The sequence below is a fragment of the Streptomyces sp. CB02009 genome, from assembly GCF_001905825.1.
In the GTDB taxonomy this organism is placed as follows: Bacteria; Actinomycetota; Actinomycetes; order Streptomycetales; family Streptomycetaceae; genus Streptomyces.
In genome coordinates, this window is sequence record NZ_LIVV01000002.1 from 1,263,964 (window position 1) to 1,287,334 (window position 23,371).

22 protein-coding genes are annotated in these 23,371 nt (G+C 73.1%); 4 read left to right on the forward strand and 18 right to left on the reverse strand.

From position 1 onward, the window contains the following. Positions 1–912: 912 nt before the first annotated feature. The 4 genes from AMK27_RS42990 to AMK27_RS12685 all read right to left on the reverse strand — a co-directional run bounded on the left by AMK27_RS42990 (position 913) and on the right by AMK27_RS12685 (position 3,613). Entirely contained in the window at positions 913–1,065 is a 153-nt protein-coding gene (locus AMK27_RS42990; RefSeq protein WP_198955845.1) for a DUF6760 family protein, read from the reverse strand. Continuing rightward, positions 1,062–1,481, reverse strand: a complete 420-nt coding sequence (locus AMK27_RS12675; RefSeq protein WP_030317097.1) for a hypothetical protein — start codon at positions 1,479–1,481, stop codon at positions 1,062–1,064. Before AMK27_RS12675 ends, AMK27_RS42990 begins: the two co-directional genes overlap by 4 nt. Beyond that, positions 1,481–1,924 (reverse strand): phage tail protein, encoded by a 444-nt coding sequence (locus AMK27_RS12680; RefSeq protein WP_073814308.1) that lies wholly within the window; start codon positions 1,922–1,924, stop codon positions 1,481–1,483. Before AMK27_RS12680 ends, AMK27_RS12675 begins: the two co-directional genes overlap by 1 nt. A 102-nt stretch (positions 1,925–2,026) precedes the next feature. Then, entirely contained in the window at positions 2,027–3,613 is a 1,587-nt protein-coding gene (locus AMK27_RS12685) for a phage tail sheath family protein (RefSeq protein WP_073905663.1), read from the reverse strand. 401 nt (positions 3,614–4,014) lie between these two features. Between AMK27_RS12685 and AMK27_RS12690 the strand changes: the two genes are divergently transcribed. Further along, positions 4,015–5,664, forward strand: a complete 1,650-nt coding sequence (locus tag AMK27_RS12690; RefSeq protein WP_073905665.1) for a COG1470 family protein — start codon at positions 4,015–4,017, stop codon at positions 5,662–5,664. 118 nt (positions 5,665–5,782) lie between these two features. Here the strand turns inward: AMK27_RS12690 and AMK27_RS12695 are convergent, their stop codons facing one another. The 9 genes from AMK27_RS12695 to AMK27_RS12735 form a co-directional block, all read right to left on the reverse strand. After that, positions 5,783–7,873: an ATP-binding protein gene (locus AMK27_RS12695; RefSeq protein ID WP_073905667.1), complete on the reverse strand. Its 2,091-nt coding sequence runs from the start codon at positions 7,871–7,873 to the stop codon at positions 5,783–5,785. Continuing rightward, on the reverse strand, positions 7,870–8,628 hold the full coding sequence (locus AMK27_RS12700; protein WP_079188368.1) for a DUF4255 domain-containing protein: 759 nt from the start codon (positions 8,626–8,628) through the stop codon (positions 7,870–7,872). The genes AMK27_RS12695 and AMK27_RS12700 overlap by 4 nt, the downstream gene beginning before the upstream one ends. Further along, entirely contained in the window at positions 8,628–9,278 is a 651-nt protein-coding gene (locus AMK27_RS12705) for a helix-turn-helix transcriptional regulator (RefSeq protein ID WP_079188369.1), read from the reverse strand. The genes AMK27_RS12700 and AMK27_RS12705 overlap by 1 nt, the downstream gene beginning before the upstream one ends. A 263-nt stretch (positions 9,279–9,541) precedes the next feature. After that, the gene (locus AMK27_RS12710; RefSeq protein ID WP_079188370.1) at positions 9,542–11,680 is read right to left on the reverse strand and encodes an FUSC family protein; all 2,139 of its coding nucleotides are present in this window, start codon (positions 11,678–11,680) and stop codon (positions 9,542–9,544) included. Positions 11,681–11,924: 244 nt separating this feature from the next. Then, positions 11,925–13,358 (reverse strand): cellulose binding domain-containing protein, encoded by a 1,434-nt coding sequence (locus AMK27_RS12715; protein WP_073905670.1) that lies wholly within the window; start codon positions 13,356–13,358, stop codon positions 11,925–11,927. Between the two features lie 83 nt (positions 13,359–13,441). Beyond that, entirely contained in the window at positions 13,442–14,947 is a 1,506-nt protein-coding gene (locus AMK27_RS12720) for a beta-N-acetylhexosaminidase (protein ID WP_073905671.1), read from the reverse strand. Between the two features lie 9 nt (positions 14,948–14,956). Next, positions 14,957–15,790: a carbohydrate ABC transporter permease gene (locus AMK27_RS12725; protein ID WP_073905672.1), complete on the reverse strand. Its 834-nt coding sequence runs from the start codon at positions 15,788–15,790 to the stop codon at positions 14,957–14,959. Beyond that, positions 15,787–16,710 carry a carbohydrate ABC transporter permease gene (locus AMK27_RS12730; protein ID WP_073905673.1) on the reverse strand — a complete coding sequence of 308 codons (924 nt, stop codon included), beginning with the start codon at positions 16,708–16,710 and terminating at the stop codon, positions 15,787–15,789. The genes AMK27_RS12725 and AMK27_RS12730 overlap by 4 nt, the downstream gene beginning before the upstream one ends. After that, positions 16,707–17,966, reverse strand: a complete 1,260-nt coding sequence (locus AMK27_RS12735) for an extracellular solute-binding protein (protein WP_107425538.1) — start codon at positions 17,964–17,966, stop codon at positions 16,707–16,709. The genes AMK27_RS12730 and AMK27_RS12735 overlap by 4 nt, the downstream gene beginning before the upstream one ends. A 195-nt stretch (positions 17,967–18,161) precedes the next feature. Here AMK27_RS12735 and AMK27_RS12740 point away from each other — a divergent pair, with 195 nt between their 5' ends. Further along, positions 18,162–18,929, forward strand: coding sequence for a GntR family transcriptional regulator (locus AMK27_RS12740; protein ID WP_073905675.1), 768 nt, complete (start codon positions 18,162–18,164; stop codon positions 18,927–18,929). Positions 18,930–18,964: 35 nt separating this feature from the next. Further along, on the forward strand, positions 18,965–19,729 hold the full coding sequence (locus tag AMK27_RS12745) for a GntR family transcriptional regulator (RefSeq protein ID WP_073905676.1): 765 nt from the start codon (positions 18,965–18,967) through the stop codon (positions 19,727–19,729). 7 nt (positions 19,730–19,736) lie between these two features. Here the strand turns inward: AMK27_RS12745 and AMK27_RS12750 are convergent, their stop codons facing one another. Genes AMK27_RS12750 through AMK27_RS12760 form a run of 3 tightly spaced genes read right to left on the reverse strand, consistent with a single transcriptional unit; the run spans position 19,737 to position 21,225 of the window. After that, the gene (locus AMK27_RS12750) at positions 19,737–19,934 is read right to left on the reverse strand and encodes a hypothetical protein (RefSeq protein ID WP_073905677.1); all 198 of its coding nucleotides are present in this window, start codon (positions 19,932–19,934) and stop codon (positions 19,737–19,739) included. A gap of 47 nt (positions 19,935–19,981) precedes the next feature. After that, positions 19,982–20,257 (reverse strand): hypothetical protein, encoded by a 276-nt coding sequence (locus tag AMK27_RS12755; protein WP_073905679.1) that lies wholly within the window; start codon positions 20,255–20,257, stop codon positions 19,982–19,984. An 11-nt stretch (positions 20,258–20,268) separates the two neighbouring features. Further along, complete coding sequence (locus AMK27_RS12760; protein WP_073905682.1) at positions 20,269–21,225, reverse strand: TIGR03620 family F420-dependent LLM class oxidoreductase; 957 nt, start codon at positions 21,223–21,225, stop codon at positions 20,269–20,271. A 105-nt stretch (positions 21,226–21,330) separates the two neighbouring features. On the opposite strand from AMK27_RS12760, the gene AMK27_RS12765 reads away from it, so the two are divergent. Further along, positions 21,331–21,921 (forward strand): TetR/AcrR family transcriptional regulator, encoded by a 591-nt coding sequence (locus AMK27_RS12765; protein WP_073905684.1) that lies wholly within the window; start codon positions 21,331–21,333, stop codon positions 21,919–21,921. 67 nt (positions 21,922–21,988) lie between these two features. Here AMK27_RS12765 and AMK27_RS12770 read toward each other — a convergent pair whose 3' ends face one another. Both AMK27_RS12770 and AMK27_RS12775 read right to left on the reverse strand, forming a co-directional pair. Further along, the gene (locus AMK27_RS12770; protein WP_241847442.1) at positions 21,989–22,462 is read right to left on the reverse strand and encodes a hypothetical protein; all 474 of its coding nucleotides are present in this window, start codon (positions 22,460–22,462) and stop codon (positions 21,989–21,991) included. Then, a complete protein-coding gene (locus AMK27_RS12775; protein WP_073905687.1) occupies positions 22,459–23,367 on the reverse strand; it encodes an ADP-ribosylglycohydrolase family protein in 909 nt (302 codons plus the stop codon). The genes AMK27_RS12770 and AMK27_RS12775 overlap by 4 nt, the downstream gene beginning before the upstream one ends. Between the last annotated feature and the right edge of the window lie 4 nt (positions 23,368–23,371).

A 23,371-nucleotide genomic window follows, 5' to 3' on the forward strand; every position in this document is an offset into this window, starting at 1 on the left:
CGCGGCACCGGCCGGAGCAAGTCGCCGCGGCGGTTGCACGGGCTGCGCGGAGACCAGCGGTGGCCGCCGAACGTGCGCGGGCCGTACGGGACCCGGCAGCGTGGTCCTGCCGGACGACGGCTGCGCGGACCCGGCAGCGCCGGCCTCGGGCGCGGACGCGGGAGCGACCCGGGCGTCCGTCCCACGGTCGGCCAGACCGGCGCGCTGCACGACGGGAGGCACCGAGCGGGGCGCGCCCGAGGCAGCACCCCTATCCCCGGCTTCGCGCGCCGCGGCGCCACCCCGTACCGGTGCGGCAGGAGCCTCCCCCTGTACGGGACGAGGGGGCGTCGTGGGCCGACCGGTCCGCGGCGTCGCGGGCGCGCGCTGTACGGACGGTGTCGTGTGCCGTCCAGGACCCGCCTCGGTCGCAGACCCAGCCGCAGACCGGGCCGTACCCGTCGAACTCGCGGTCCGCGACGCATCCGTCGGCCGTGCAGCCGAGCCCTCCGATCCCGCCACCGGCAACCGCAGGCCCGGCAGTTCCGCCGTCCCGGAGTGCCCGGCCGACGCGGGTTCCCCGGGCACGGGCAGAGGCACGGCCCGCACCGCGTCGAGCATGACGCCGCCCGGCGCGTCCGGCACCGCCCCGTGGCCGAGGTCGCTCTGGAAGGAGGGGTTCCAGTGGGTGGCGAGCGAGGTGGAGAAGCCGTGCTCCGCGACGGTCCGCGGACCCGCGGCCAGCACCCGCTGCACGGGCGGCAGCGCCCGCCACGCGTCCCCGGACGCCGCCGCCGGCGCGACGGACGCCGAGCTCTCCTCGCGTCCGCCGGACTCCGCGCCCCGCGCCTGCTGCGCGTTCCGCGTCCGCGCCGTCCGCCACTTATCGAACACTCCCACAGTCCCCTCCACCCTCCCTTCCCTGTCCTGCCGTTACGTCTGCGACCGCTCCACCAGCGACGCCACCTGGGCCACGTACCTCCGCCGGTCCGCGTGCTCCAGGTCGAGGATGGCGTCCATGCCCCAGTGGAAGTGGAAGGCGAGGTACGCGGTCTCCTCCTCGATCCGGTCGGCCGCGTACGTCACGATTCCCCCAGGCGGCTCCCGGCCAGCTCGACCTCGAACGACTCCTCGCAGTGCGGGCACGCCACGGCGGCCCGGGTGTGGCCCTCCGCGTTGATCTGCCGGTAGAAGTCCTGGAGGAACGCCAGGTCCGAGGCGAACATGTTCTCCACCGTCCCGTCGTGGACCGACGGGAGCGTGCCGAGCCGGGTGATGACCCGGCCGAGCAGCACCACGGACAGGTACGCCGGGTTCTCGCGGACCCGGATGTCGCGCAGCGGGAGCAGCTCGTCCCGGGCCGTGGCCAGCCGCATCGCCCCGTTGCGGTGCACCGTGCCCGCCTCGTCGACGAACCCGCGCGGCAGCTCGAACTCGAACTCCGTGCGGAGCGGCTCCTGCGGGCGTCCCTGCTGCGTGCCCGCCGATCCCTCGCGTCGCATCAGCCGAGCGTCAGCTCTTCGAAGGTGATGGTGACCTGCTCGGTGAGGGCCGCCGCGTCGCCGGCCTTCGTCGCGCTCAGCTCCACCTTGGTGCACCAGGCGTTGCGCAGGTTGTACCGCTTGACCTCGGTGAGCTGGTAGTCGAGGAAGATGATGGACGCGTCCTTGCGGGCCGAGCCCATGTCACCGGCGATGGACGACGTGATCCACTCGGTGAACGCGGCGGACTGGGTCGCACCGCGCGTGACCGTGCACTCGCCGGCCTTCTTCACGCCGGGGAGCTTCTTGATGATCGGCTTGCCGTCCGCGGAGACCTGCTGGAACTCGATGACGTCCTGCTCCATCGAGAGGCCGCTGATCTCCTGCAGGGTCTCGACCATGACGCCGTCGATCTGCAGGCCGAAATTGTGGGTGGTGAGGGCGTCACCGGTGTCGAGGGACATGGGGGTTCACTCCTGTTCGAGGGGCGGAACCGGGCGCGTGGGCGCACGGACCCGGGCCGGAAGGGGGAAGGACGAGTGGTACGGAGCGCGATGAGGGGAGGACTACTCCTCCAGCTCGCCCCCGCCGCCCTGGATCTGCGCCAGCCGGAAGACCACGAACTCGGCCGGCTTCACCGGGGCGATGCCGATCTCGCAGACCACGCGGCCGAGGTCGACCGACTCCGGCGGGTTGGTCTCCGCGTCGCACTTCACGTAGAAGGCGTCTTCGGCGCGCTGGCCGAACAGTGCGCCCTGACGCCACTCGTTGACGAGGAAGGCCGAGATGTTGCGGCGGATACGGGCCCACAGGGAGGGGTCGTTGGGCTCGAAGACGACCCACTGCGTCCCGACGAGGATCGACTCCTCGAGGTAGTTGAAGTAGCGGCGGACGTTCAGGTAGCGCCACGCCGGGTCGGAGGCCAGCGTCCGCGCGCCCCACACCCGGATGCCGCGGCCGGGGAACGCGCGGATGCAGTTCACACCGATCGGGTTGAGCAGGTCCTGCTCACCGCGCGTGATCTGCAGCTCCAGGTCCACCGCGCCTCGGACGATCTCGTTGGCGGGGGCCTTGTGGACACCGCGCTCGGCGTCGTTGCGCGCCCAGACGCCGGCCATGTGGCCGGACGGCGGAACCACCCGGGTCTGGCCGCTCGCCGGGTCGAAGGCCTTGATCCACGGGTAGTAGAGGGTTGCGTACGGGGAGTCGTAACCGGCGATCTCCTGGCGCCACTTGCGGATGTCGCGGGCGTTCAGCGAGGGCGGCGGGTCGAGGATCGCCATCCGGTCGCCCATCAGCTCGCAGTGCGCGATGAGCCCGATCTGGACGGCCTTGACCTGCTCCAGGTCGATGAGCCCCTGCTGGTAGGCGGCCATCAGGTCGGGCACGGCCACCATGTTGATCTCGTCGTACGCCTCCAGGCCGCCGAAGCCGGTGCGGTCGGCGGAGTCGCCGATGAACTGCCCGGACTCCAGGGCGGCGGCGACATCCGCGCCCGCGTCGACCTGAGCCGGGATCCGCGCGGGCGGGGCGAGCGTCACGGACTGCGCGTCGGGCCTGGCGAGCTGCCCGCCGGCTGCGGCCTCCTCCAGGACGATCGTCTTGGAACGCTGCTTGACCTGCGCGACCACGTAGTTGCGGGCGCTCTTCTTGGCGGAGGCGTCGAAGCTCTCGACGACCTTCTCGCCGTCCTTGACGACCAGCTTGAAGCGTTCGGCCTCGCCCTCGACGTCCTGCACCTCGACGGTGAGCGCCCCGCCGGCCTCGGATCCGGCCGTGATCGCGGCGACCCTGAAGGGGCCGAGCGCGACGGCCTCACCGGCGACGAGCTCAGGAGCGGCGGCCGCCGCGGCGGCCGATCCGACGGCGCGCGTGGCGCCCTGCGCGTCGCCGCCGCCGACGCGCACGACGTACGCGGCGGTGCCGCCGTTGTTGAAGAAGCCGTACACGGAGTGGGCGAGGTAGTACCCGTCTGCGAAGTCACCGAACGACGCCACGTACTGGGACCAGTTGGTGACGAGCACGGGCTCGTTGAGCGGCCCGGCGGGCGCGAGCCCGACGAACGCGGCGACAGAGGTTCCGAGGCCCTCGATGGGACGGGAGCCGCTGGCGACTTCCTCGACGTAGACGCCGGGGGACAGGTACGTGGGCATGGTGCGTGTTCTCCTCGGAGAGCGTGGTTCTGCGGAAGGCGGTGGCTCTGCGGTGTCACAGCGTGGGGCGTGCGGTTGCCCGCTTCCGGCGCGCCGCGGTGCTTCGACCTCGTCCCGCTCGCCCTCCCCCCGACCGTGGACAGCGGTCGTTCGCCTCCGACTCTCGCCGAACCGCGCCGCGCCGAGCAGGGGAGAAGGGGCGCTCACGAGGGCAGGGCGGCCTGCCCTCCCGGACATCGGACACCGGACGTCCGACCGGCGGTGGGTGCGCCCCGGCCCCCCGGCCCCGGGCGCCGCGTCGTCCCCGCCGTCGCCCACGGGCTGCCGGGGCACGTCACGCTGCCCCCGAGCAGGGACTTTCGGGCAGCCGGACACCCCGCCCGCACCCTTAGCGTTCGCCCATGACCATGTGGACCTCTCTGGACCCGGCCGAGGTGACCGTCGAGCCCGGAGCACGGGCCGGCGCCCGACTGCGGGTGCGGAACACCGGCGACACCGTCGAGGAATACCGCCTCTCGCTCGTCGGCAAACCCTCGGGCTGGTCCCGGATCGAGCCGGACGTGCTCCGCCTCTACCCGGGCAGCGAGGGCACCGCCGAGATCTCCTTCGCCCCGCCCCGCTCCTCGGACATGGAGGCCGGGCCCCTCGCGTACGGCATCCGTGTCGACCCCCGGGAGAACTCCGGCGCCCGCGACGTCGTGGAGGGCCGGCTGACCGTCACGCCCTTCACCGAGACGCGCGCCGAACTGCTGCCGCCCGCCCTGATCGGCCGCTTCCGCGGCCGGGCCCGGATCGCCGTGGACAACCTCGGCAACACCCCGTTGACCGCGTCCCTGGTGGCCCGCGACGAGGCGAACCGACTCACCTTCGACGTGCGGCCGAACGCCGTGCAGATCGCCCCGGGCCGTGCCGCCTTCGGTGAACTCGTGGTGCGGCCGCAGGCCGTGCGATGGACCGGCGCCGAGGAGTCGCACCGGTTCACCGTGGCCGTCCGGCGGGCCGGCGACGACACCGCGCTCGACCTCGACGCCACCTTCGACCAGCGCCCCGTCTTCGGGAACTGGCTCGTCGTGGCGGGCGGACTGCTGCTGACGGCCGTGATCGCGTTCGTCGTGCTCTGGATCAACTTCTCCCCGAAGGTCGTCAGCGCGGCGAAGGACCTCCGGGCGACCAACGCGCCCCGGCCCGTGCCGCAGGGCACCGGCGACTCGCTCCCCGACGCGCCGCCGCCGCCCGGCGGGACCGGCGGACCCACCCCGGGCGAGCAGCCGCCCGGTTCCCTGCCGCCCCTGACGGACGGGGGGTCGCCGGGCGGCGGCGACGGGACGGGTGACGGTCCGGGCGGCGACGGCGGCGGACCGACCGAGGGCGGCGCATCCGGAGGCGGGGGCGGAGGCGACGGCAGCGGTGGCGGCAGCCCGACCGAGGGCGGCTCCGAGCCCGGTGACGGCGGGAACGAGCCGCCTCCGGCCGAGCCCGCCGCTCCGGTGAACGTGCCGCCCTGGCGCCTCGGCTACCCGAAGGACGACGTCGTGGAGTTCGCCCAGGAGCGCCTCGCGTCCCTCGGCAACGCGTGCACGCTCAAGCCGGGCTGGAACCCCGGTGTGATCGACACGGCGACACGCAACTCCCTCGTCTGCTACCAGCGACTCGTGTACAAGGACGGCGTCGAGAAGCAGAAGAACTCCGCCGAGATCTTCCTGACGGACACGGAGGGCGAGCTCGGCCGCGCGACCCTCGTCTCCCTGTGGGCCCAGCGCATCACCCCCGACACGGTGAAGCCTGGCTCGACCACGATGCAGACCACCCAGCTGACGGCGGCCTTCTGGTGGGCGTACAACCGCGAGTCCAGCCCCGAGGACCTCGCCAGGGAGCGCGCGTTCGCCCGGCAGGGCATCGCGTACTTCCGTACGGACAAGGAGTCGCCCAGCACGTACAGCAAGCAGGTCGCCGACAAGATCCGCGCCTACCAGACGGCCGTCGGCCTGCCCGCGACCGGCACGACCGACTGGGCCACGCTCCGCAAGATGATCGGCGGCAGCGTCATGTGACCCGCGGCAGTGTCCTGTGAACTGAGCGCGTCGTCCGGTGACTTGAGGGCGGCGGAGTCGACGACAGAGGAGAGGGGCCACCCGCCGGGTGGCCCCTCTCCCCTTGCCGTGCCCGCCGTCAGGGGGCCCAGGGCGCCCGTCCCTCCAGGACCAGCCGCCCCGCCTTGCGGTACTCGCGCCGCGCCCCCGCCCGTACGTCCTCGCCCGTCACCGCCGAGCCACGGGCCGCGGCCAGATAGCCGGCCGTCACCGCGGCCGACCGGATCGCACCGCCCGCCAGCTCGAACTCCTCGGCACAGCGCATGATCTCCTCGGCCACGTCCGCCGTCCTCGGTGTGCCCGCGAGACAGGAGTGCCACAGCGACACGCGCTGCTCGGGGTCGGGGAACGGGAAGTCCACGACCACGTCCAGCCTTCGCGTGAACGCGTCGTCGATGTTGGCCCGGAGGTTGGTGGTGAGCACCGCGATCCCGTCGAACGCCTCAAGACGCTGCAACAGATACGCGCTCTCCAGGTTGGCGTAGCGGTCGTGCGAGCTCTTCACCTCGGACCGCTTGCCGAAGACCGCGTCCGCCTCGTCGAAGAGCAGCACACAGTCCGTGCGGTCCACCTCGACGAAGATCCGCTCCAGGTTCTTCTCGGTCTCTCCGACGTACTTGTCGACCACCGAGGACAGGTCCACCACATAGAGGTCCAGGCCCAGTTCGCCCGCCACCACCTCGGCACCGAGCGTCTTGCCGGTGCCCGACTCCCCGGCGAACAGCGCCACGACACCGCGCCCCCGCCCGCCGCCGGTGCGCAGCCGCCACTCGCCGAGCACCCGGTCCCTGTGACGGGCCCGTGCCGTCAGCTCGTGCAGCAGCCCCAACGGCTCCTCGGGCAGGACGAGATCGGCGAAGCCGACCGCCGGCCGGATCCGCCGGGCGTGGCTGTCGAGCAGCGGAGCGGAGACCAGCCGGGCACTGTGCTGGACGTGCGCGAGGGTCGGCCCGGTGCCCTCGAAGGCGGCGAGCGCGCGCGCCGCACGCGCCGCGCGACGGATCTGATCCCCGCCGAGACGGTAGGCCGCCGTGGCCTCGGCCAGATCGAAGTCGGCTTCCACGGAACCGAGTTCACGCTGCCACAGGGCGGCGGTGCCGATCGCCCCGGGGCCCGGCGCTTCGAGGGTCAGGAGCTCGGCGTCCGGCGCCCAGCCGGGGTCGGGTGCCTCGGTCCCGGCGAGGACCACCGTCGCACCGGACGAGGCGAGCGCACGCACCAGCGGCCCGGGCCGCTGCGGCAGCGGCTCGACGACCACCGCGGCACCGCGCAGCCGCGCCTCGCGCAGCACCGCCCGGGCCACCGCCGTGTCGACGCACTCCGGCCGGTACCGCAGGACGGGCCGCCCGGCCCCGCGCAGCGCCGCGACGACCGCGTCCGTGGCGGCCCCCGGCACGCGCTCCCGCAGATGCACCGTGACCGGACCGGCGGCCGCGATCCGCGCGCCGAGCGGTGTGGTCGCCGCGTCGGGCTCCGCACCGTCGGGGTCCGGTGCCAGCAACTCCACGCCGACCCCCATCAGCTGGGCGTCCAGCCGCGTGTCGTCCCCCAGCAGGTGTGCCACCACCCGCTCCGGTACGCGCAGGGCACGACCCGGCACGGGCCGGTCCTCGTCCTCGACGTCGAGCAGGCCCGCGGAGCGCAGCGGCGCGCCGGGATGGAAACGGTCACGCGCGGCGGGGTCGTGGGGGCCGGTGCCGGCGAGGTCGAGGGCGAGCGCCGTCGTGGCGCGCCGCCGCCCGACATCGTCGTTGAGGTAGCCGTACAGCGCCTCGAAACCCCGGTCCACATCGGGTGCGAGCGCGACGAGCAGGATGTGCGCGTCGAGCGGGGACAACCCGAAGGTCCGGGCGAGCGCACCGAGGCGATCGTCACGGCCGAGGTCCGGCAGGGGGAACGGGCCCTCATGAGCTTCATGGGCCTCATGTGCCTCGATCGCCTCATGGGCCTCATGGGCCTCATGCGCTTCGTGGGCCTCATGCGCGCCGTGGCCGATCGGCTCCGCGGCGATCCGGCGTGCCGCCTCCGCGGACACGTACAGCCCGCGCAGGGGATCACCGGCCGTGGGGTCGACGGCGCTGCGTCCGTCGACGAGCGCGGCGACCCGCGCGCGCAGGACGGCGAGATGGGCGAGCAGCGGGGATGCGAGGGCGGGTCGGAGGTCGCTCACGCGCCGTCCCCGTCCTGCGGGCCGCGGCCACGGCTTCCGCTCTCCAGAGCCTCCTGGGCCTCGGACGCCGCTGAGCCCTCCTGGGCGGCCGTCGCCTCCGTCCCTCCCTTGCCCCCCTCGGGCGTACGGGCCTGAGGGGTCACCCGTATCGCCCCCTGGCGCCGTGTCATCCGGGACCCCGAGGCGGCGGGCACCCCCGCGACGCCCCGGACCACGATCTCCCCCTCGGTGACCGGCGGAGCCGCGTCGTACACCGGTGTCACCGGGAACGGGGTCGTGATCACGACGTCGAGCGAGGGCTTCAGCTCACCGCCGAGCGCCGACCAGATGTCGGCCAGCGAGCGCGACTCGGCGGGTGGGACCGCGACGGAGACCGGCAGCTGGGTGGTGATCGACCGTACCGACTCGGGCACCGTCTCCTCGGGCAGCACCTCGTGCGGGAGCAGCAGCGCCATCGCTCCCGCCAGCAGCCGGTGCTCGTCCTCGGGCCGGGACGTCCAGGCGGTCACCAGGTACGAGAGCCGGAACCAGCGTGGCGGTCGGCGCTTGCGCGTGACGACGCCCCGGGCGTCCCGTTCGGCGTGGGCACCGCGCTCACGCCGGGCCACGTCCTCCCGGATGTCGTACAGATAGGCGTTGAGGGTCGGGGCGTTGCGGCGCGCCGCCCAGTCACGGGTCGGCGCGTCGAAGGCGACATCGCCCTCGACGGCGGGCGTGAGCAGCCGGCGCAGTGCCTCGTCGATCTCATGGAGCATCAGATGTAGCCTTCGCGGAGCGCGTACGCGACGGCATGCGCCCGGTTGGTGAGCTGCAGACGCGTCATCAGCGCGTGCAGGATGTTCTTGACGGTGCGCTCGGAGTAGGCGAGCTTCTCGCTGATCTGCCGGGTGTCGAGCCCCTCGGCGAGCAGCTTCAGGACGTCCACCTCGCGCGGGGCCATTCCGAAGAGCGGCGCCGCCCCTCCGGTGGCCGCGCCCGCGGTGGTCGCCCGCTGGAGGCGCCCCACCTGGTTCAGGAGCCGGCTGACGAGGTCGGGCGGGAGTTCGCCCTCGCCGCGCGCCGCGCTGTGCACGGCGCTCAGCAGCTTCTGTTCGGTGGCCTGATGACGCCAGATGATGGCCCGTACCCCGTACTCGACGACGGCCAGCAGGTCGGGCTCGCGCAGTTCCCGCGCGACGAGCACGACACGCTGGTCCCTGCCGCGCAGCAGTCGCCGCAGTTCGGACGTGGTGGGTTCGTCGATCCGCTCGGCGAGCATCACCGCGACCGCCGGGGACTCCCGGCAGGCGTCGTCCTGGTCAGGGATGACGTCGACGGTCGGCTGATGCCTCAAGTGGCTGATGAGCCCGGCCCGACTGAGCGGATCGGATGCGTGGACGGTCACCGTCACCCGCTTGGTGAGCACTTCCGCTACCTGCACTTTCTCACTCGCCCCGACCGCCCGTGCGCGGCCGCATGGTGAGGTCCCCGTGGTCTGCCGATGGCTGGACTGCCGATGACTGGTCTGTCTGCCGTGGTGTTGTCCGTGGCCGGCGTGCCGGCCACGGTGGTCCCCTCCAGGTTCCCGTGCGCCGCTCACGTCCCGCTGCCGCCCCGCTAACGCATCGCTGTCGTACTCCAGGACCCCGGGGCGCGGGCTCTGCAAAGCCAATCACTCTGTGGCGCGGCTCACTTGTGGTCGCCGGCGATCCGCTCCATGTCCGTCATCAGCGCGTCCAGCCACTCCACGGCCGCGTAGTACCGCCGAGGAGCACCCGGCGGCTCGGCGGCGAAGTCGGCGAAGGCCCGTGCGCCGACGGCCACGGGCGTGCCCGGCGTGTCGCCGATGGGGTCCAGCCGGGCGGAGACCAGCAGCATGCCCGCGGCCACCCGGTCGCCGATCCGGGTCACCGCCTCGGCGGACTCCTCGGGCAGGGGCGGGACGACGGTCGGCTCGAGCGGCACGAGCAGCCGGTCCGCTCCCCACAGGGTGTGGTGGCCGGACAGCAGGGCCGCCTGCCAGTCCTGCGTGTCGCCCGCCGAGTCCAGCGCCTTCGGCTCGCTCCGGTACTGGGCGTACGCCGATTCCGCCATGATCAGCGCGTGCTGCAACGACCGGTGGCCCGGCGAGGTGGCGGCGACGGGCGCGCGCGCCCCGCCCGTGGCGAGCTGAGACGTGGTCGCCACCACGGTCTCCGCGGCGCTCCGGAGCATCGTCGCCACCGCCCGCCGCAGCTCGTCGTGGGCGCCCTTGGGCCAGGCGAGCAGCCCGAACACGGCGCCGACCGCGCTGCCCGCGACCACGTCGAGGAGCCGGAACTCGGCGAGCTGCCAGGTCGCCGGGGCCAGCTGGGCGAAGACGAGGGCGACGACCATCGTGAACATCGCCTGCGCCCACCCCACGCCCTTCACCGGACCCAGGGTGAAGGCGACCAGCATCAGCGGGGGCAGCGCGGCGGCGTACACCGACGTGTCCGTCCCCACCAGAGAGAGCAGGGCGGCCACCACGACGGCCCCCACCAGGGTCCCGGTGAGGGCCACCCGGACCGTGCTCCTCGTCTCCCGCGCCGTCGTACGGGTGAGGGTGAGGGTGGCGAGGAGCATCCAGAACCCGTGCGGCAGCGTGTCGAGACCGGCGATCGTCCGTGCCGCCGCGAGCGCCAGCGCGATGCGCACCGCGTTCTGGAAGAACACCGACCGCTGCCCCGCGTGGCCCGACAGCCGCCGCCACCACAGCTGGGGTGCCCGCATGCGCGCGTACCAGAACCGGCCCGGTGCCGCCGCCGGGGCGGCCCGGCCCCGCACGGCGATCTCCGCCGCCACGGACATCGCGAGCGCGGCGTCGGCCACCTCAAGGACCGCCGCGTGGCGGCGCAGTCCGGCGGGCGTGGCACCCGGCTCGGCGCCCTCGGCCAGGGAGTGCCGGAGCTCCTGGAGCCGGGAGCGGGCGATTCCGCGGCTCTCCTGGCCGCGCAGCAGGGACGCGGTCTCCAGACAGGCGTCATGCACGGCGCGCAGCACCGCGGGCCACTTCCGGGTCTCCGCCGGGCCGCCGGCCGGCGGCGGAAGGGCCCCCAGCCGCCCGAGCAGCGTGCGGGCGGCCAGACCCGTGTGCGCCAGGCCGCGGGCCCTGACACCGGGGCCCGCGGGCCGTTCCGCCTCCGGCACCCGTGAGGACCGCAGACCTCCGCTGAGTTCCCGGGCCGTCCGGCGTGCCCTGTCGCCCAGCGTGTACGGGGCGGAGGCCAGGTCGGCGGCGCAGCGCCCCGCGTGGTCGGCGGCCCGGGCGGCCAACTCGCGGTACGGGACGCCCGGGGCGCGGTCGGGCAGCAGGAACGCCTCGGCGAGGATCAGCAGCGACAGGCCGACCGTGGCGCCCACCAGCCGTTCGCCGAGGGACTCGGGGACGTAGGGCGGAAAGGACGGCAGGATGTACATCAGTTGGAGCCCGGGAGCGGCGCCGGCCGGCCGGGGTCCTCCCACGGCCATGAAGGCCAGGACGAACCCGACGACCAGCATGCCGAGGACCGCGCTCCAGGTCCGCACCGACAGGTAGGTGCCGATCGTGATGAGCACCCAGCAGGCGGGCACCACGGGGAGCAGGGTCGCGGCACGCTGCCGGCCGGTGCCGGGGATGTGCGACAGACCCGCCATCGCGACCGCGGCGAAGAGCGCGTAGGTGGCGGCGACGGCCGAGTCGAACCCGTACAGGAAGAGATAGAAACCGGCGGCGGCGGAGACCGTGACGCGCACCGACCGCCGTACGGCCGCCGCGTAGGCGGGCGGGATCCGCGCCTTCGTCAGCCGCTCCCCGGGAGTGCCACCCATACCTCCCAGCATCCCCCGCCGACGCGGGACCGGCACCCGACGCCCAGGAACTCGGACTCCGTCACGGTCCCGTTGGTCGGCAGTGCCGTGCGGCGGGACCTCGCACGCGCGCCGCAGCGCCCCCCTCCACTATCGGACGGATCGGCGACCGGCGCCAATCACGGGCAGGGCGCGCGCCGGGCCGCCGACCCGTGGGCCCGTGGGCCGCCGCCCGTGAGAGGCGGCGGCCCACCGGCGCGGGCTCCTACGTGGTCGGCACGGTGTCCTGGAAGGTCGTGCCCGCCGTGCGGTACGCCGCCACCTTCGCGGCCACCTGCGCCGGGGTCAGGACCTGGTCCTTGACGTGCAGGACGTAGTCGACCTTCTGGTCGTAGGACCGCGGTGCCGTCGACGTCTGGCCGGCGAGGTCGATCAGCCACTGGTTGAAGTTGATCGACATCGGGCGCTCGGGCAGGTACCGGGCGTCGTGCCGGCCGAACTCCTGGCCGTCGACGTAGTAGACGATCGCGTTGTCGTCGATGGTCAGGACCAGGTCGTGCCAGCCGGCGTAGCTCGTCCGGGCCTCGGAGTGCTGGTTGACGGCCTCCCACGGGTCGGGCCGGTAGGTCTCCCACGACGTCGTGTAGAGGATGTTGGCGGGCTCGCCCCAGCCTCCGTTGGGCAGGTACTCGAAGTCGTACTCGGCGTAGTCGTCGGCCATCGGCGCCTTGAGGTCGTTGATGGTGAAGAAGGTCTGCACGACACGGTCGCCGTCCGGACCCGACACCGGCGCGTCGGAGAAGCGCACCCGCGCCGCGTACGTGCCGTTCTTGAACTTCGAGGCGCGGGTGAGGATCTCGGTGTGCCGGGTGGACTCACCGGTCCCAGCGGTCGAGCTCCGCAGGTTCATGATCGAGTTCGTGCCCTCCTTGGCGAAGGTGACGTTCTCGGGGGCCCAGGTGGCGCCCGGCACCCCGGGGCCGCCGGAGTTGGAGCGGACGCTCCAGCCGTGGGCGTCGATCGCCGGGTCGGTGTGCCCGCTGTAGTCGAAGTCGTCGAAGAGCGCGGCACCGTTGGGCGGCGGGGTGGTCGGGGGAGTGGTCGGGTCGGTGGGCGTCGGGGTGGGTTCGTTGCCCGCGGGGGCCGTGCCCCAGACCGGCACGCCGCCCACGGTGGCCGTGACCTTGGACCAGTTCGCGTACGTCGTCTGGGCGGGCCCGAAGGAGTAGTCGTCGTTCTGGTTCAGCGACTGCCAGTTGGACCGGTGGAAGCGCAGCTGCATGTCGCCGGTGTCCGCGCCCGGCGCGAGGGAGCCGGCGCCTGCGGTGAAGCCGATCTCCAGGTAGCGGTCGGCGGTCGCGGTGGGGCTGGCGAGCGTGCCGAAGGTGCCGGTGAGGTTCGCGCAGCCCTTCACCGCCCAGGAGCAGGCGTAGGTGTACGAGGCTCCCGCGTCGGCCTTGAAGTAGTAGCGCACCTTGACCTGGCTCAGCGGGACGCTCGACTGGCCGGTGTTGACCACCTTGAGCCAGGGCTCGACCTGGTCGCCGCCCGTCGAACTCTGCCGGTACTGGACGGTGACCCCCTCACCGGCGGCGGCCGCCGGCAGGGCGGTGAGGGCGGTGGCACCGAGCCCGGTCACCGCGGCGACGGCGAGCGCGGCACGGATCCGCAGGCTCCTGCTCCTCATGGGGTCGTTCATGGTGATTCCTCTCCTCGGGTGGGTGCTTCGGGGTGCATCGGGGTGCTTCGGGGTGCTGCGGGGACGTCCGGTCGGCGGACGGGTCATGGGGCGGGGGCGAGAAGGGCCGCGGGCGCGGGGGGCAGGCGGCGCGGCACCCCGAGGGCGTCGAGCCGGGTCCGGTGGTGGCGGAGGCGCTCCTGGAAGCCCGGCCAGTCGTGGCGACCTGTCCAGACGACCTCGGCGAGTGCGCAGAGCCGGGGGAACGTGAGGTACTCGGCGTGCGCGGTGGTGGGTACGTACTCGGTCCACAGCTGCACCTGGGAACCGAGGACCTGGGCCGCCTCCTCCGGGCTCCAGTCCGCCGGAGCGGGCTCGTTGCCGTGCACGGTGCGCAGATCGACGACCTCCCCGGCCTGACCCGGCGGCTCGGCGGGACTTGCCGACTGGGGGTAGTCGAGGTAGGTGGTGCGGTGGGGCGCCATGACGACGCGGTGCCCGCGGCGGACGGCCGTACGGCCGTGGTCGGCGTCGCGCCAGGGCATCACGGTGAAGTACGGCGGGAGGTCGGCGCCGTTCTCGGTCCAGCTCAGCGGCAGCCGCCCCGCGTCGAGGAGGTGCCGGCCGATCCGTCCCATGAACCAGCCGTGCAGGGCCGCGGGTCCCGGCAGGCCCTCCTCGGCGGCCCTTCGCCGCGCGGCGGGCGACTCGTGCCACTCGGTCGTGGGGCACTCCTCGCCGCCGATGTGCACGTACGGGGAGGGGAAGACGTCCATCACCTCGTCCAGGACGGTGCGGCAGAAGTCGAGCGCGCCGTCGTGGACACCGAGGATCGTGTCGCACACGCCCCACCGGTCCCAGACGTCATACGTACGGCCCGGATGGTTCCCGAGCTCGGGGTAGGCGGCGAGCGCGGCCCGGACGTGCCCTGGCATCTCGATCTCGGGCAGGACGGTGACGCCGCGCTCCGCCGCGTACGCCACGAGGCCGGTGAGTTCGGTACGGGTGTAGGCACCGCCGTGCGGCTCTCCGCCGATCTCGGTGAGCCGGGGGAGCGCGGCGACCGGCATGCGCCAGCCCTGGTCGTCGGTGAGATGGAGATGGAGGACGTTGAGCTTGTGGAGCGCGAGGAGGTCCACGTACCGCCGGAGGTAGGAGACGGGGCGGAAGCGGCGGGCGACGTCGAGCATGGAGCCGCGCCACGGGAAGCGCGGGGTGTCGGTGATCTGCACACAGGGCACGGACCACGCGACGCCGGCCACGGGTTCGGCGCGAAGGGCCTCCACGGGGAGCAGCTGGCGGAGGGTCTGGACGCCGGCGAGCAGCCCCTGCGGGCGGGCGGCCCGCAGCAGGACCCCCGCGGTGCCGACGGTGAGGCCGTACCCCTCCTCGCCGAGGCCGGTGAGGGCGCGGTCGAGCGCCAGGACGACGGAGCCGTCCGCACGGGCGGGCAGCGGCAGGCCGGTGGCCGGGGCGAGCAGGGTGCGCAGCAGTCCCGCCGCGCCTTCGGCGCCCGGTGAGACCTTGAGCGCGGTCGATTCGGTGAAGGTGAACGTGCCGGGCAGGAGCTGGATCTGGGTGGGTTCGGGGACGAGTCGGGGCTGGGGCATCGCGGTGCGTTATCCCTTCACGGCTCCGCCGGTCATTCCGGCGGCGACCCGGCCCTGCAGGACCAGGAAGAGGACGAGGACGGGCAGGGCGAAGAGGGTGGAGGCGGCCATGGTGGCCCCCCAGTCGGTGCCGAAGACGTTGGAGAAGGACGACAGCCAGACGGGCAGGGTCCGGTCGTCCTGGTTCTTGATGATGAGCATGTTGGCGAAGGCGAACTCGTTCCAGGCGGTGATGAAGCCGAAGAGCGAGGTCGCGAGCAGTCCGGGGGCCAGCAGGGGGAGCGTCACCCGGCGGAACGCGGCGGTGCGGGTGCACCCGTCGACCTGCGCGGCCTCCTCCAGTTCGGCCGGGACCGCCGCCAGGAACGAGCGGAGTGTCACGATGGTGAAGGGCAGGGTGACCATGAAGTAGATGAGGCTGAGGGTCGCGAGCCGGTCGAGCAGGTCGGCGTCCCGGGCGATCACGTACATCGGGATCAGCAGCGCTTCCCAGGGCGCCACCTGGGCGATGAACACCATGAGGATGAAGCCCCGTCGGCCGCGCCAGTTCATCCGGGCGACGGCGAACGCCGCGGCCAGCGCCACCACGAGGGCGAGCAGGACGCAACCGGCGGTCACGAGCAGGCTGTTGCGCCAGAAGGTCCAGAACCCGTCGGCGGCCACGGCGTTCCCGAAGTGCTCCAGGGTGAAGGAGACGGGCAGGAACCGCGGTGTCTCGGACTGGATGTCGGGGGTCGGCCGGAAGGCCGTGAGGACCATCCAGTACACCGGGAAGACGGCCAGGACGAAGACGAGCGCCGCCGCGGTGTTCAGGGGGAGTCGGCGCAGGACGCGCGGTGTCACCGGTCGGCCTCCTGTCGGAGTATCTGGCGGAAGTAGGCGATCAGCACGGCCACGAGGAGGAGGACGGTGAGGGTGGACACGGCGGCCCCGAGGTCGTAGCGGTGCAGGGACTGGGCCACCCGGTAGGCGTAGACGGGCAGGGTGGTCGTCGCCTCGCCCGGCCCGCCCTTGGTCACCGCCCAGATCTGCGCGAAGCAGCGGAACACCCAGATGACCTCCAGGCAGAGGACGAGGCCGAAGATCGGGCGCAGCAGGGGAAGGGTGATCGAGCGGAAGATCCGCCAGCCCCCCGCCCCGTCGAGCCGGGCCGACTCGTACAGCTCGGCGGGGACGGTCAGCAGCGCCGAGTGCAGCGTGATCGCGGCGAACGGCACCGACTGCCAGACCACCAGCAGGACCAGCACGGTGAACGCCGCGGGCCCGTCCGCCAGCCACGAGTACCCCTCGAAGGACTCGAACCCGAGCCGTACGAGGACCCAGTTGACGACCCCGAGCCGGGAGGCGAAGAGCCACTGGAAGACGGTCGTGGTGGCGATGACCGGGCTGGCCCACGCGAGGACCAGACCCGTCGTCACCAGGACGCGCATCCGCCGGCCGAGCCGCTGCATCATCAGGGCGACCAGCGTGCCGATCACCATGATCAGCACGACGTTGACCAGGGTCCACCAGAAGGTGCGCCGGACGACCTCCCAGAACTCGGGGTCGGCGAGCACGGTCCGGTAGTTGCGGAACCCCGCGAACGCGGCGTCGCCACGGATGAGTTCACCCAGGCCGTACTCCTGGAAGGAGATCAGCACATTGCGGACGAAGGGGTATCCGAGGAGGAGCAGACCGCCGAGGACGGTGGGGGCGACCAGGAGGTAGGGCCAGAAGGCGGCTCGGCGCGACCGGTCGGGGAGCCGCAGGGAGGGGCCGCTCACGAGCCGAGGGTCTTGGTGATGCTCTGCGAGGCGGTCGCGGCTGCCTGTGCGGGATCGGTGCCGGTGAGCACGGCGGTCATGTACTGCTTGATCGGGTTGGTGGCCTCGACGGCCGCCCACTGCGGGGAGTTCGGTGTCGCCCGGCCCTGCGCCGCGCCCGCGGCCATGGCGGCCGTCCCCGCGTCGTCCTGGATCACCCGGGCGAGCGAGGTGCGGTTGGGCACGTAGCTCATGGTTCTGGCCATGTCCGTCTGCCACTTCTCGCCCGCGAGCGCCTTGACCACCTCGTACGCGGCGTCGGGGTGGGTCGACGCCTCGGGGACGATGAGGTCGGATCCGCCGGTGAAGACCGCGCCGGGCTTCCCCGCGGTCTTGCCGGGGATCGGGAAGAAGCCGAGCTTGCCCTTGAGTGCGGGGTTGATCTCCTCGACGATCTTCGCGCCGCCGGGTACGGCGATGATCTGGGCGACCTCGCCCTTGGCGAAGACCTCGGCCTGCGGGGGCTTGGCCTCGTCGGAGTCCTTGGGTCCCTTGCCGAGGGCCTGGAGCTGCCGGTAGAAGTCCATGCCGGCGCGCGCCTGGGACGTGTCGAGAGCGCCCTTCCACGCGGACCCGTCCTTGACCGCGAGGTCGCCGCCCTCCTCCCAGATGAAGCCCGAGAGGGTGTACCAGTTCTGGCCGGGCAGGTAGATGCCCTGGGTTCTGCCCCGGTTGAGCTTCGCGGTGACGGCGAGCCACTCGGCCTGGGTCTTCGGGGGCGTGGTGACGCCCGCGCGGGCGAACAGGTCCTTGTGGTAGATCACCACCCGGTTGGCCGCGTACCAGGGGATGCCGTACTGCTTGCCGTCGACCTTCCCCGGCTCGGCGAGGCCCGGCAGCCAGTCCGCGCCGTTCAGCTCGGCCGTCCTGTCGCTGAGGTCGAGGACGCCGCCGCTCGCCGCGTACTGCGCGATCTGGGTGTTGCCGACCTCGATGACGTCCGGGGCGTCCTTGCTGGCGAGGGCGGCGGTGACCTTCTCGCCTATGCCGTCCCACTCCTGGATCTGGATGTCGAGGTCGATGTCCTCGTGCTCGGCCTCGAAGCCGGTGCGGAAGCGGTCGAGGAAGGCGTCGGTGACGCTGTCCTTCATGATCCATACGGTGACCTTCTCCGGTCCGCCGGAGGCCTTCGGGTCGCCCGATCCGCCACAGGCCGTGGCGGTGAGGGCGACGGCCGCCGCGAGGGCGACGGAGCCGGCGAGGGGACGAGTCTTCACGGGCACCTCGATGAATGGTTGACCAATTGGTCAAGTGGTCAGGTGTGTGACCAGAAGGTGGCACGGCCGGGGTGAGTCGTCAATCCCTTGAAAAACATGGGTTGTTCACCGGGTATCAGGTCAACAGGTCCGGCTAGTATCGGATTTACCAGTTGACCAGTCGGAATGAGGGTGGGTGGCGTGAAAGTGGGTGGCATGAAAGACGGCTCCTCCAGCGGGGTGCTGAAGAGGGAACGGGTACGGGAGCACCTGCTGGGCCTGATCGAGGCGGGCGGCCCCGGCGACCCGATCCCCTCCGAGCGCACGCTCTGCGCCACCCTCGGCGTCTCCCGGCCCACCCTGCGGGCGGCGGTCGACGAACTCGTCGCCACCGGCGCGCTGGTACGGGAGCACGGCCGCGGCATGTTCGTCGCCCCCGCCAAGATCACCCAGCGGCTCGCCCCGGACGACGCGGCCTTCACCGTCCCCCGCGCGTCCGGCACCTGGTCCAGCACCGTCCTGGAGTCCGCCACGGTCCAGGCCGGGGCCCGCATCGGCCGCAGGCTCCGCCTCTCGCCCGCCGCCGAACTGCTCTACGTCGCCCGTCTCCGCCTGGTCGACGGCTCACCCATGGCCATCGAGCACCTGCACATCCCTGCGGACCTGGTCGGCGCCGCGCTCACCCCGGAGGAGCTCGAGGCGGGCGACCTCTACGACCATCTGCGGGAGCACCACCGGGTCCACGTCCAGGAGGCCACCCAGTCGATCGAACCGACCGTCGTCAGCGAGGACGAGGCCGCGCTCCTCGACGTCCCCGTCCTCTCGCCCGCCCTGCTCATCGAACGCCTCACCCTGGACACCGCGGGCCGCCCCGTCGAGTACGTCCACTCGGTCTACCGCGGCGACCGCTACCGCATCGTCTCCCGCCTCGACTTCACCCGCGACGGCCTCGTGACCTCCTCCACGGAGGGGGATGCATACTGACCCGCAGCGGAACGGCGCACGGGGGAGTGGACGGCATGGAGCTGAAGCGGGAGCGGGTACGGGAACACCTCCTGACCGTGATCGAGAGCCGCCGCCCCGGCGACGCCATCCCGTCCGAACGCACGCTCTGCGCCACCCTCGGCGTCTCCCGGCCCACCCTGCGGGCGGCGGTCGACGAACTCGTCGCCACCGGCCTGCTGGTACGCGAGCACGGCCGCGGCATGTTCGTCGCACCGGACAAGATCACCCAGGAGCTGGTCGCCGAGCACCGGGCGGCGGACGCGCCCCGGAGCCGCGGCGACTGGACGAGCGGGGTGCTCGCCCTCCGCACCGTACGGGCCGGGGCCCGCATCGGCCGCAGACTGGCGATCTCCCCCGCGGCGGAAGTCGTCCACGTGACGCGCCTCCGCCACGTCGACGGCGCCCCGATCGCCCTGGAACACCTGCACGTCCCGGCCGACCTGGTCCCCGGTCTCACCGCGGCCGACATGGAGGGCGGCTTCTACGCCCATCTGCGGGAGCGGCGCGGCGTCCGGCCTGCCCACGCGGTCCAGTCGATCGAGCCGACCGTGCTGAGCGAGGAGGAAGCGGCCCTGCTCGACGTACCGGTCCTGTCGCCCGCCCTCCTCTTCGACCGGATCACCTCCGACGCGCACGGCAGGCCCGTCGAGTACGTCCGCTCCCTCTACCGCGGCGACCGCTACCGCATCGTCTCCCGTCTCGCCCTCGGCGACGGCGCGCCCGGCGACCCGGCGGCGGACGCGGCGCGGGGCGGGACATGGTGGGGGACGGTGGAGTGACGGACGCTCATCCGGTGCGCCGGGTGAGCAGGACCCGGGTGAGCACGTCACGGGTGAGGGCGAGGTGGGACTCCTCGGGATGCGTGGTCAACCGGATCCTGACCCACGCCTCGTCGAGACTCACCCCGGACGTCCGGGAGAGCCTCCTGGCCTGCCAGGAGGTGATGGGGGACCAGATCCAGCGACGTCGTCCGAGCTGCTTCATGCGGTGATCAACGAGACGGCGACCAGGATGAAATCACCCGAAAAGGGCTAAAGCGGGGTGTCTCCTGGGGTGCGCCGGGCCGGCGGGAGCGGAGACCGGTGGGCGGGGCGCACGCGGCACCGCCAGTACCAGTCACCGACGAGATCGTGCCGCACTCCGCCGTCCCGCAGGACGACGAGCGCGCCGCCCTCGAACCGCAGTCGGTCGCCCGCGGCGAGGAAGAGCGGAGAAGCCGGCTCGAAGGTGTAGCCGTCGTCGTGCTCGAGCGCGTCCACGAGGACCGCCCGCGGAAGCGGCGTACTGCCGTCGGCGATGAGGCGCATGCCGGGAAGTGTCACACGCGCCGGCCCGCCGACGGGATGGAGTTACGGTGCGGACCGGGCAGCAGAGCGGGGGCGAGCTCGCGCCACTGGCGCTCCGGCAGCGCGGCCGGGTCGGCCGTCAGTACCTGCACGCAGACGTGGTCGGCCCCGGCGTCGAGGTGCTGTCGCACGCGTCGTACGGCGGCGTCCGTGTCGCCGTACGCGACGATCGCGTCCACCAGCCGACGGCTCGGCCCCCCGGCGAGGTCCTCGTCGCCGAACCCGAGTCTGCGCATGTTGGCCGCCTGGTGCGGGGCGGCCGTGATGTACATGGCGACGTGAGCCGTGGCCAGTTCCCGCGCCCGGTCGACGTCCGTGTCCAGGACGACGGCCTGCTCGACCCCGAGAAAGGCCTCGGGCCCCATGATCCGCCGGGCCCGCGCCGTGTGCTCCACCGGCACGAAGTACGGGTGCGCACCCCAGGTGCGTGCGGCGGCGAGCTCCAGCATCCTGGGGCCGAGGGCCGCCAGGACGCGGCGCGGAGCCGGGTCCGGAACCGGACCGTGGGCGGGTGCCGCGTCCAGGGCGTCCAGGTAGGAGCGCATCGTGGTCACCGCCTTGCCCCGGGTCGGTACGGGGAACCCGTCGACGTGGTGCACGGTGTCGTCGACCCGGTGGCCGCCGAGGCCCAGCAGGTACCGCCCGGGGAACGCCTCGCCGAGCGTGCGCTCCGCCGCGGCGAGGGAGATCGGCTCCCGGTAGGCGATGTTGGCGATGCCCGACGCGACGGTGATCCGGCGGGTCGCCGCCAGCAGCAGCCACGCCTGGCCGACCGTGTCGCGGCCGTACGCCTCGCCGTACCAGATGGCCCCGTATCCCAGCTCCTCCAGCTCGGCGGCCGATTCGCGCACCCGCCCGGCGGGGTGCCCCTCGTACGCCATGGTCCAGATCCCGACCTCGCCGAACGCGGACCGTGCGACGTCTGTCATCGAGCACTCCTCGTGAAGGCAAAGCGGAGAGGTTCTCCGTTTGGCGGACGCTACGATACGGAGAAGGTCTCCGTTTGGCTACGGGGAATGTCGAGAGGCAGGACGATGTCGACGAACCGGGGCAGCGGCAACTCCGCCCCACCACCACGGCGCACCGACGCACGCCTCAACCGGGAACGGCTCGTCGCCGCGGCGCAGCAGGTGTTCGCCGAGGCGGGCCCGGGAGCGTCCCTCAACCGGATCGCCCAACGCGCGGGCGTGGGCCCGGGGACGCTCTACCGCCACTTCCCGAACCGCCAGGCCCTCCTGGCCGCGGTCCTCAGGGACCGGATCGAGAAGCTCGTCGAACAGGCGGACGTCCTGACCGCCACGGAGTCGCCCGACGAGGCCCTGGCGCAATGGCTGGGCGCCCTGCTGGCCCACGCCCGTCTGAACCAGGGCATGGGCAGCGCCCTTCTGGTGGAAGAGCCCGAGAAGACGCTGGGCGTGAACTGCCACCGCCTCATCCTGGACGCGGCGGCAGCGCTCCTGGCCGGGGCTCAGGCCCGGGGCACCGCCCGCGCGGACCTCGCGGCGGGGGACCTGGTCCAACTCGTTGTCGGAATCGCCCTGTCGACGGCGCACGGCCCGGACACCGACCAGCCGGCCCGACTGCTCGACCTGGTGCTCGACGCGGTGTTCGGGACGGCGCGCTGAAGCGACCCGAAGGGGCCCGAGGGACGCCGACCCGGGCCGGAGGAGCCCGAAGCGTGGAATCGGGTCCCTACGAGGAACCCCGCCCGGAAGCACCGCTCTGCGACGGCGACGGCGGCGGCGACGGCGACGGCGACGGCGACGGAGGCTGCTCCGACGACCGTGTCTGCCACTGCCACACCGTCGGGGACTCGTCCAGGAGGCGACTCACCCGCATCCCCTCGTCCCGCGACGTCACCCTCGGCAGCGGCGCGAAGTCCTCCGGGAGCATGTCCAGCAGACTCATCACGTGCTGCCCGCCGCGCAGCACGAGCAGCAGCTCGCACCGCAACTGCCGCGGCACCTCCGGACGATGGGCCAGGTGGTTCCACACCGCGGGCCACAGATAGTGCGTGCCGTCGGACGCCGCGTGCGCCTCGACCCACACCGGATCGAGCCGCTGGTTGAGTACGAGCTCCAGCGCCCGCTCCTCCAGCGCGAGCAGCGCAGCCGTGTCCAGGCGCTTCACCTCGCGCGGCACCGGGGGATCAGGAAGCGCCGTCACGGGATGTCCGAAGGCAGCGGCTCACGGGCCGCGTGCCAGGCCGCCGGGAGGGCGGCGACCCCCGTCCGCGCGGCGATCACCCCGCCCGCGATGGCGCAGGTGGTGTCGATGTCACCACGTCCGGCCACCGTCAGCCACAGGCCCTCGTGCAGGTCGTCGAGGTGCCCCGCCGCACACCACAGCGCGTAGGGAACGGTGTCGGGCCCGGACATCCGGTAACCGGAACCGAGGACCTCCGCGGCGTGCCGCACCGAGGTGCGCTCCGGCATCCGGGCCGCGATGCGCAGGCCCGAGCGGACGTCGCCGTCGGGGAGGCGCGCGGCGACATCCCCCAGGAACTCCGGCCGCGCCGGCGCGGGCCCGCCCCTGCTGCGCGCCGCCAGCGCCGCGGCGAGCGCGACCGCCACCGCCCCGGCGACGGCCTCGGGATGGTGGTGCGAGACCGCGCTCTGGCGGGCCGCCTGCTCGGCGACGACGTCGAGATCGGCGGCGTGCCAGGCGCCGAGCGGGGCGACGCGCATGGCGGCGCCGTTGCCCCAGGAGCCCTGGCCGCCGAACTGCCCGGCGACGACCTCCCGCCAGGGCTCGCCCGCTCCGATCCGACGCAGCACGTCGTGCATCGAGGCGCCGTACCCGCGGTGGGTGTCATCGGCGTAGGCCGCCGCGAGGCCCAGAGCGAGACGGTCCTGGTCGACGGCTCCGCCGGCGCCGGCGAGCTCCCGGAGGAGCACGAGTGCCTGCGCGGTGTCGTCGGTCCACTGCCAGAGCGGCTCCGGGGGCGGCGTCCGCGTCTCCAGGGCCGCCGGGCCCTCCCGGCGCAGGATGCCGAACCACCGGTCACCGAAGGCGTCGCCGAAGGCGAGCCCGTGCAACGAGTCGAGGGCGGAGGCGGGCACGTTGATCATCTGA

Excerpts from the sequence above, each read along its gene's own strand:
- AMK27_RS12675 (WP_030317097.1), bottom strand. The coding sequence starts at position 1,481 with ATGCGACGCGAGGGATCGGCGGGCACGCAGCAGGGACGCCCGCAGGAG.
- AMK27_RS12680 (WP_073814308.1), bottom strand. The coding sequence starts at position 1,924 with ATGTCCCTCGACACCGGTGACGCCCTCACCACCCACAATTTCGGCCTG.
- AMK27_RS12685 (WP_073905663.1), bottom strand. The coding sequence starts at position 3,613 with ATGCCCACGTACCTGTCCCCCGGCGTCTACGTCGAGGAAGTCGCCAGC.
- AMK27_RS12690 (WP_073905665.1), top strand. The coding sequence starts at position 4,015 with ATGACCATGTGGACCTCTCTGGACCCGGCCGAGGTGACCGTCGAGCCC.
- AMK27_RS12700 (WP_079188368.1), bottom strand. The coding sequence starts at position 8,628 with ATGCTCCATGAGATCGACGAGGCACTGCGCCGGCTGCTCACGCCCGCC.
- AMK27_RS12710 (WP_079188370.1), bottom strand. The coding sequence starts at position 11,680 with ATGGGTGGCACTCCCGGGGAGCGGCTGACGAAGGCGCGGATCCCGCCC.
- AMK27_RS12715 (WP_073905670.1), bottom strand. The coding sequence starts at position 13,358 with ATGAACGACCCCATGAGGAGCAGGAGCCTGCGGATCCGTGCCGCGCTC.
- AMK27_RS12720 (WP_073905671.1), bottom strand. The coding sequence starts at position 14,947 with ATGCCCCAGCCCCGACTCGTCCCCGAACCCACCCAGATCCAGCTCCTG.
- AMK27_RS12740 (WP_073905675.1), top strand. The coding sequence starts at position 18,162 with ATGAAAGACGGCTCCTCCAGCGGGGTGCTGAAGAGGGAACGGGTACGG.
- AMK27_RS12745 (WP_073905676.1), top strand. The coding sequence starts at position 18,965 with ATGGAGCTGAAGCGGGAGCGGGTACGGGAACACCTCCTGACCGTGATC.
- AMK27_RS12750 (WP_073905677.1), bottom strand. The coding sequence starts at position 19,934 with ATGAAGCAGCTCGGACGACGTCGCTGGATCTGGTCCCCCATCACCTCC.
- AMK27_RS12755 (WP_073905679.1), bottom strand. The coding sequence starts at position 20,257 with ATGCGCCTCATCGCCGACGGCAGTACGCCGCTTCCGCGGGCGGTCCTC.
- AMK27_RS12760 (WP_073905682.1), bottom strand. The coding sequence starts at position 21,225 with ATGACAGACGTCGCACGGTCCGCGTTCGGCGAGGTCGGGATCTGGACC.
- AMK27_RS12765 (WP_073905684.1), top strand. The coding sequence starts at position 21,331 with ATGTCGACGAACCGGGGCAGCGGCAACTCCGCCCCACCACCACGGCGC.
- AMK27_RS12775 (WP_073905687.1), bottom strand. The coding sequence starts at position 23,367 with ATGATCAACGTGCCCGCCTCCGCCCTCGACTCGTTGCACGGGCTCGCC.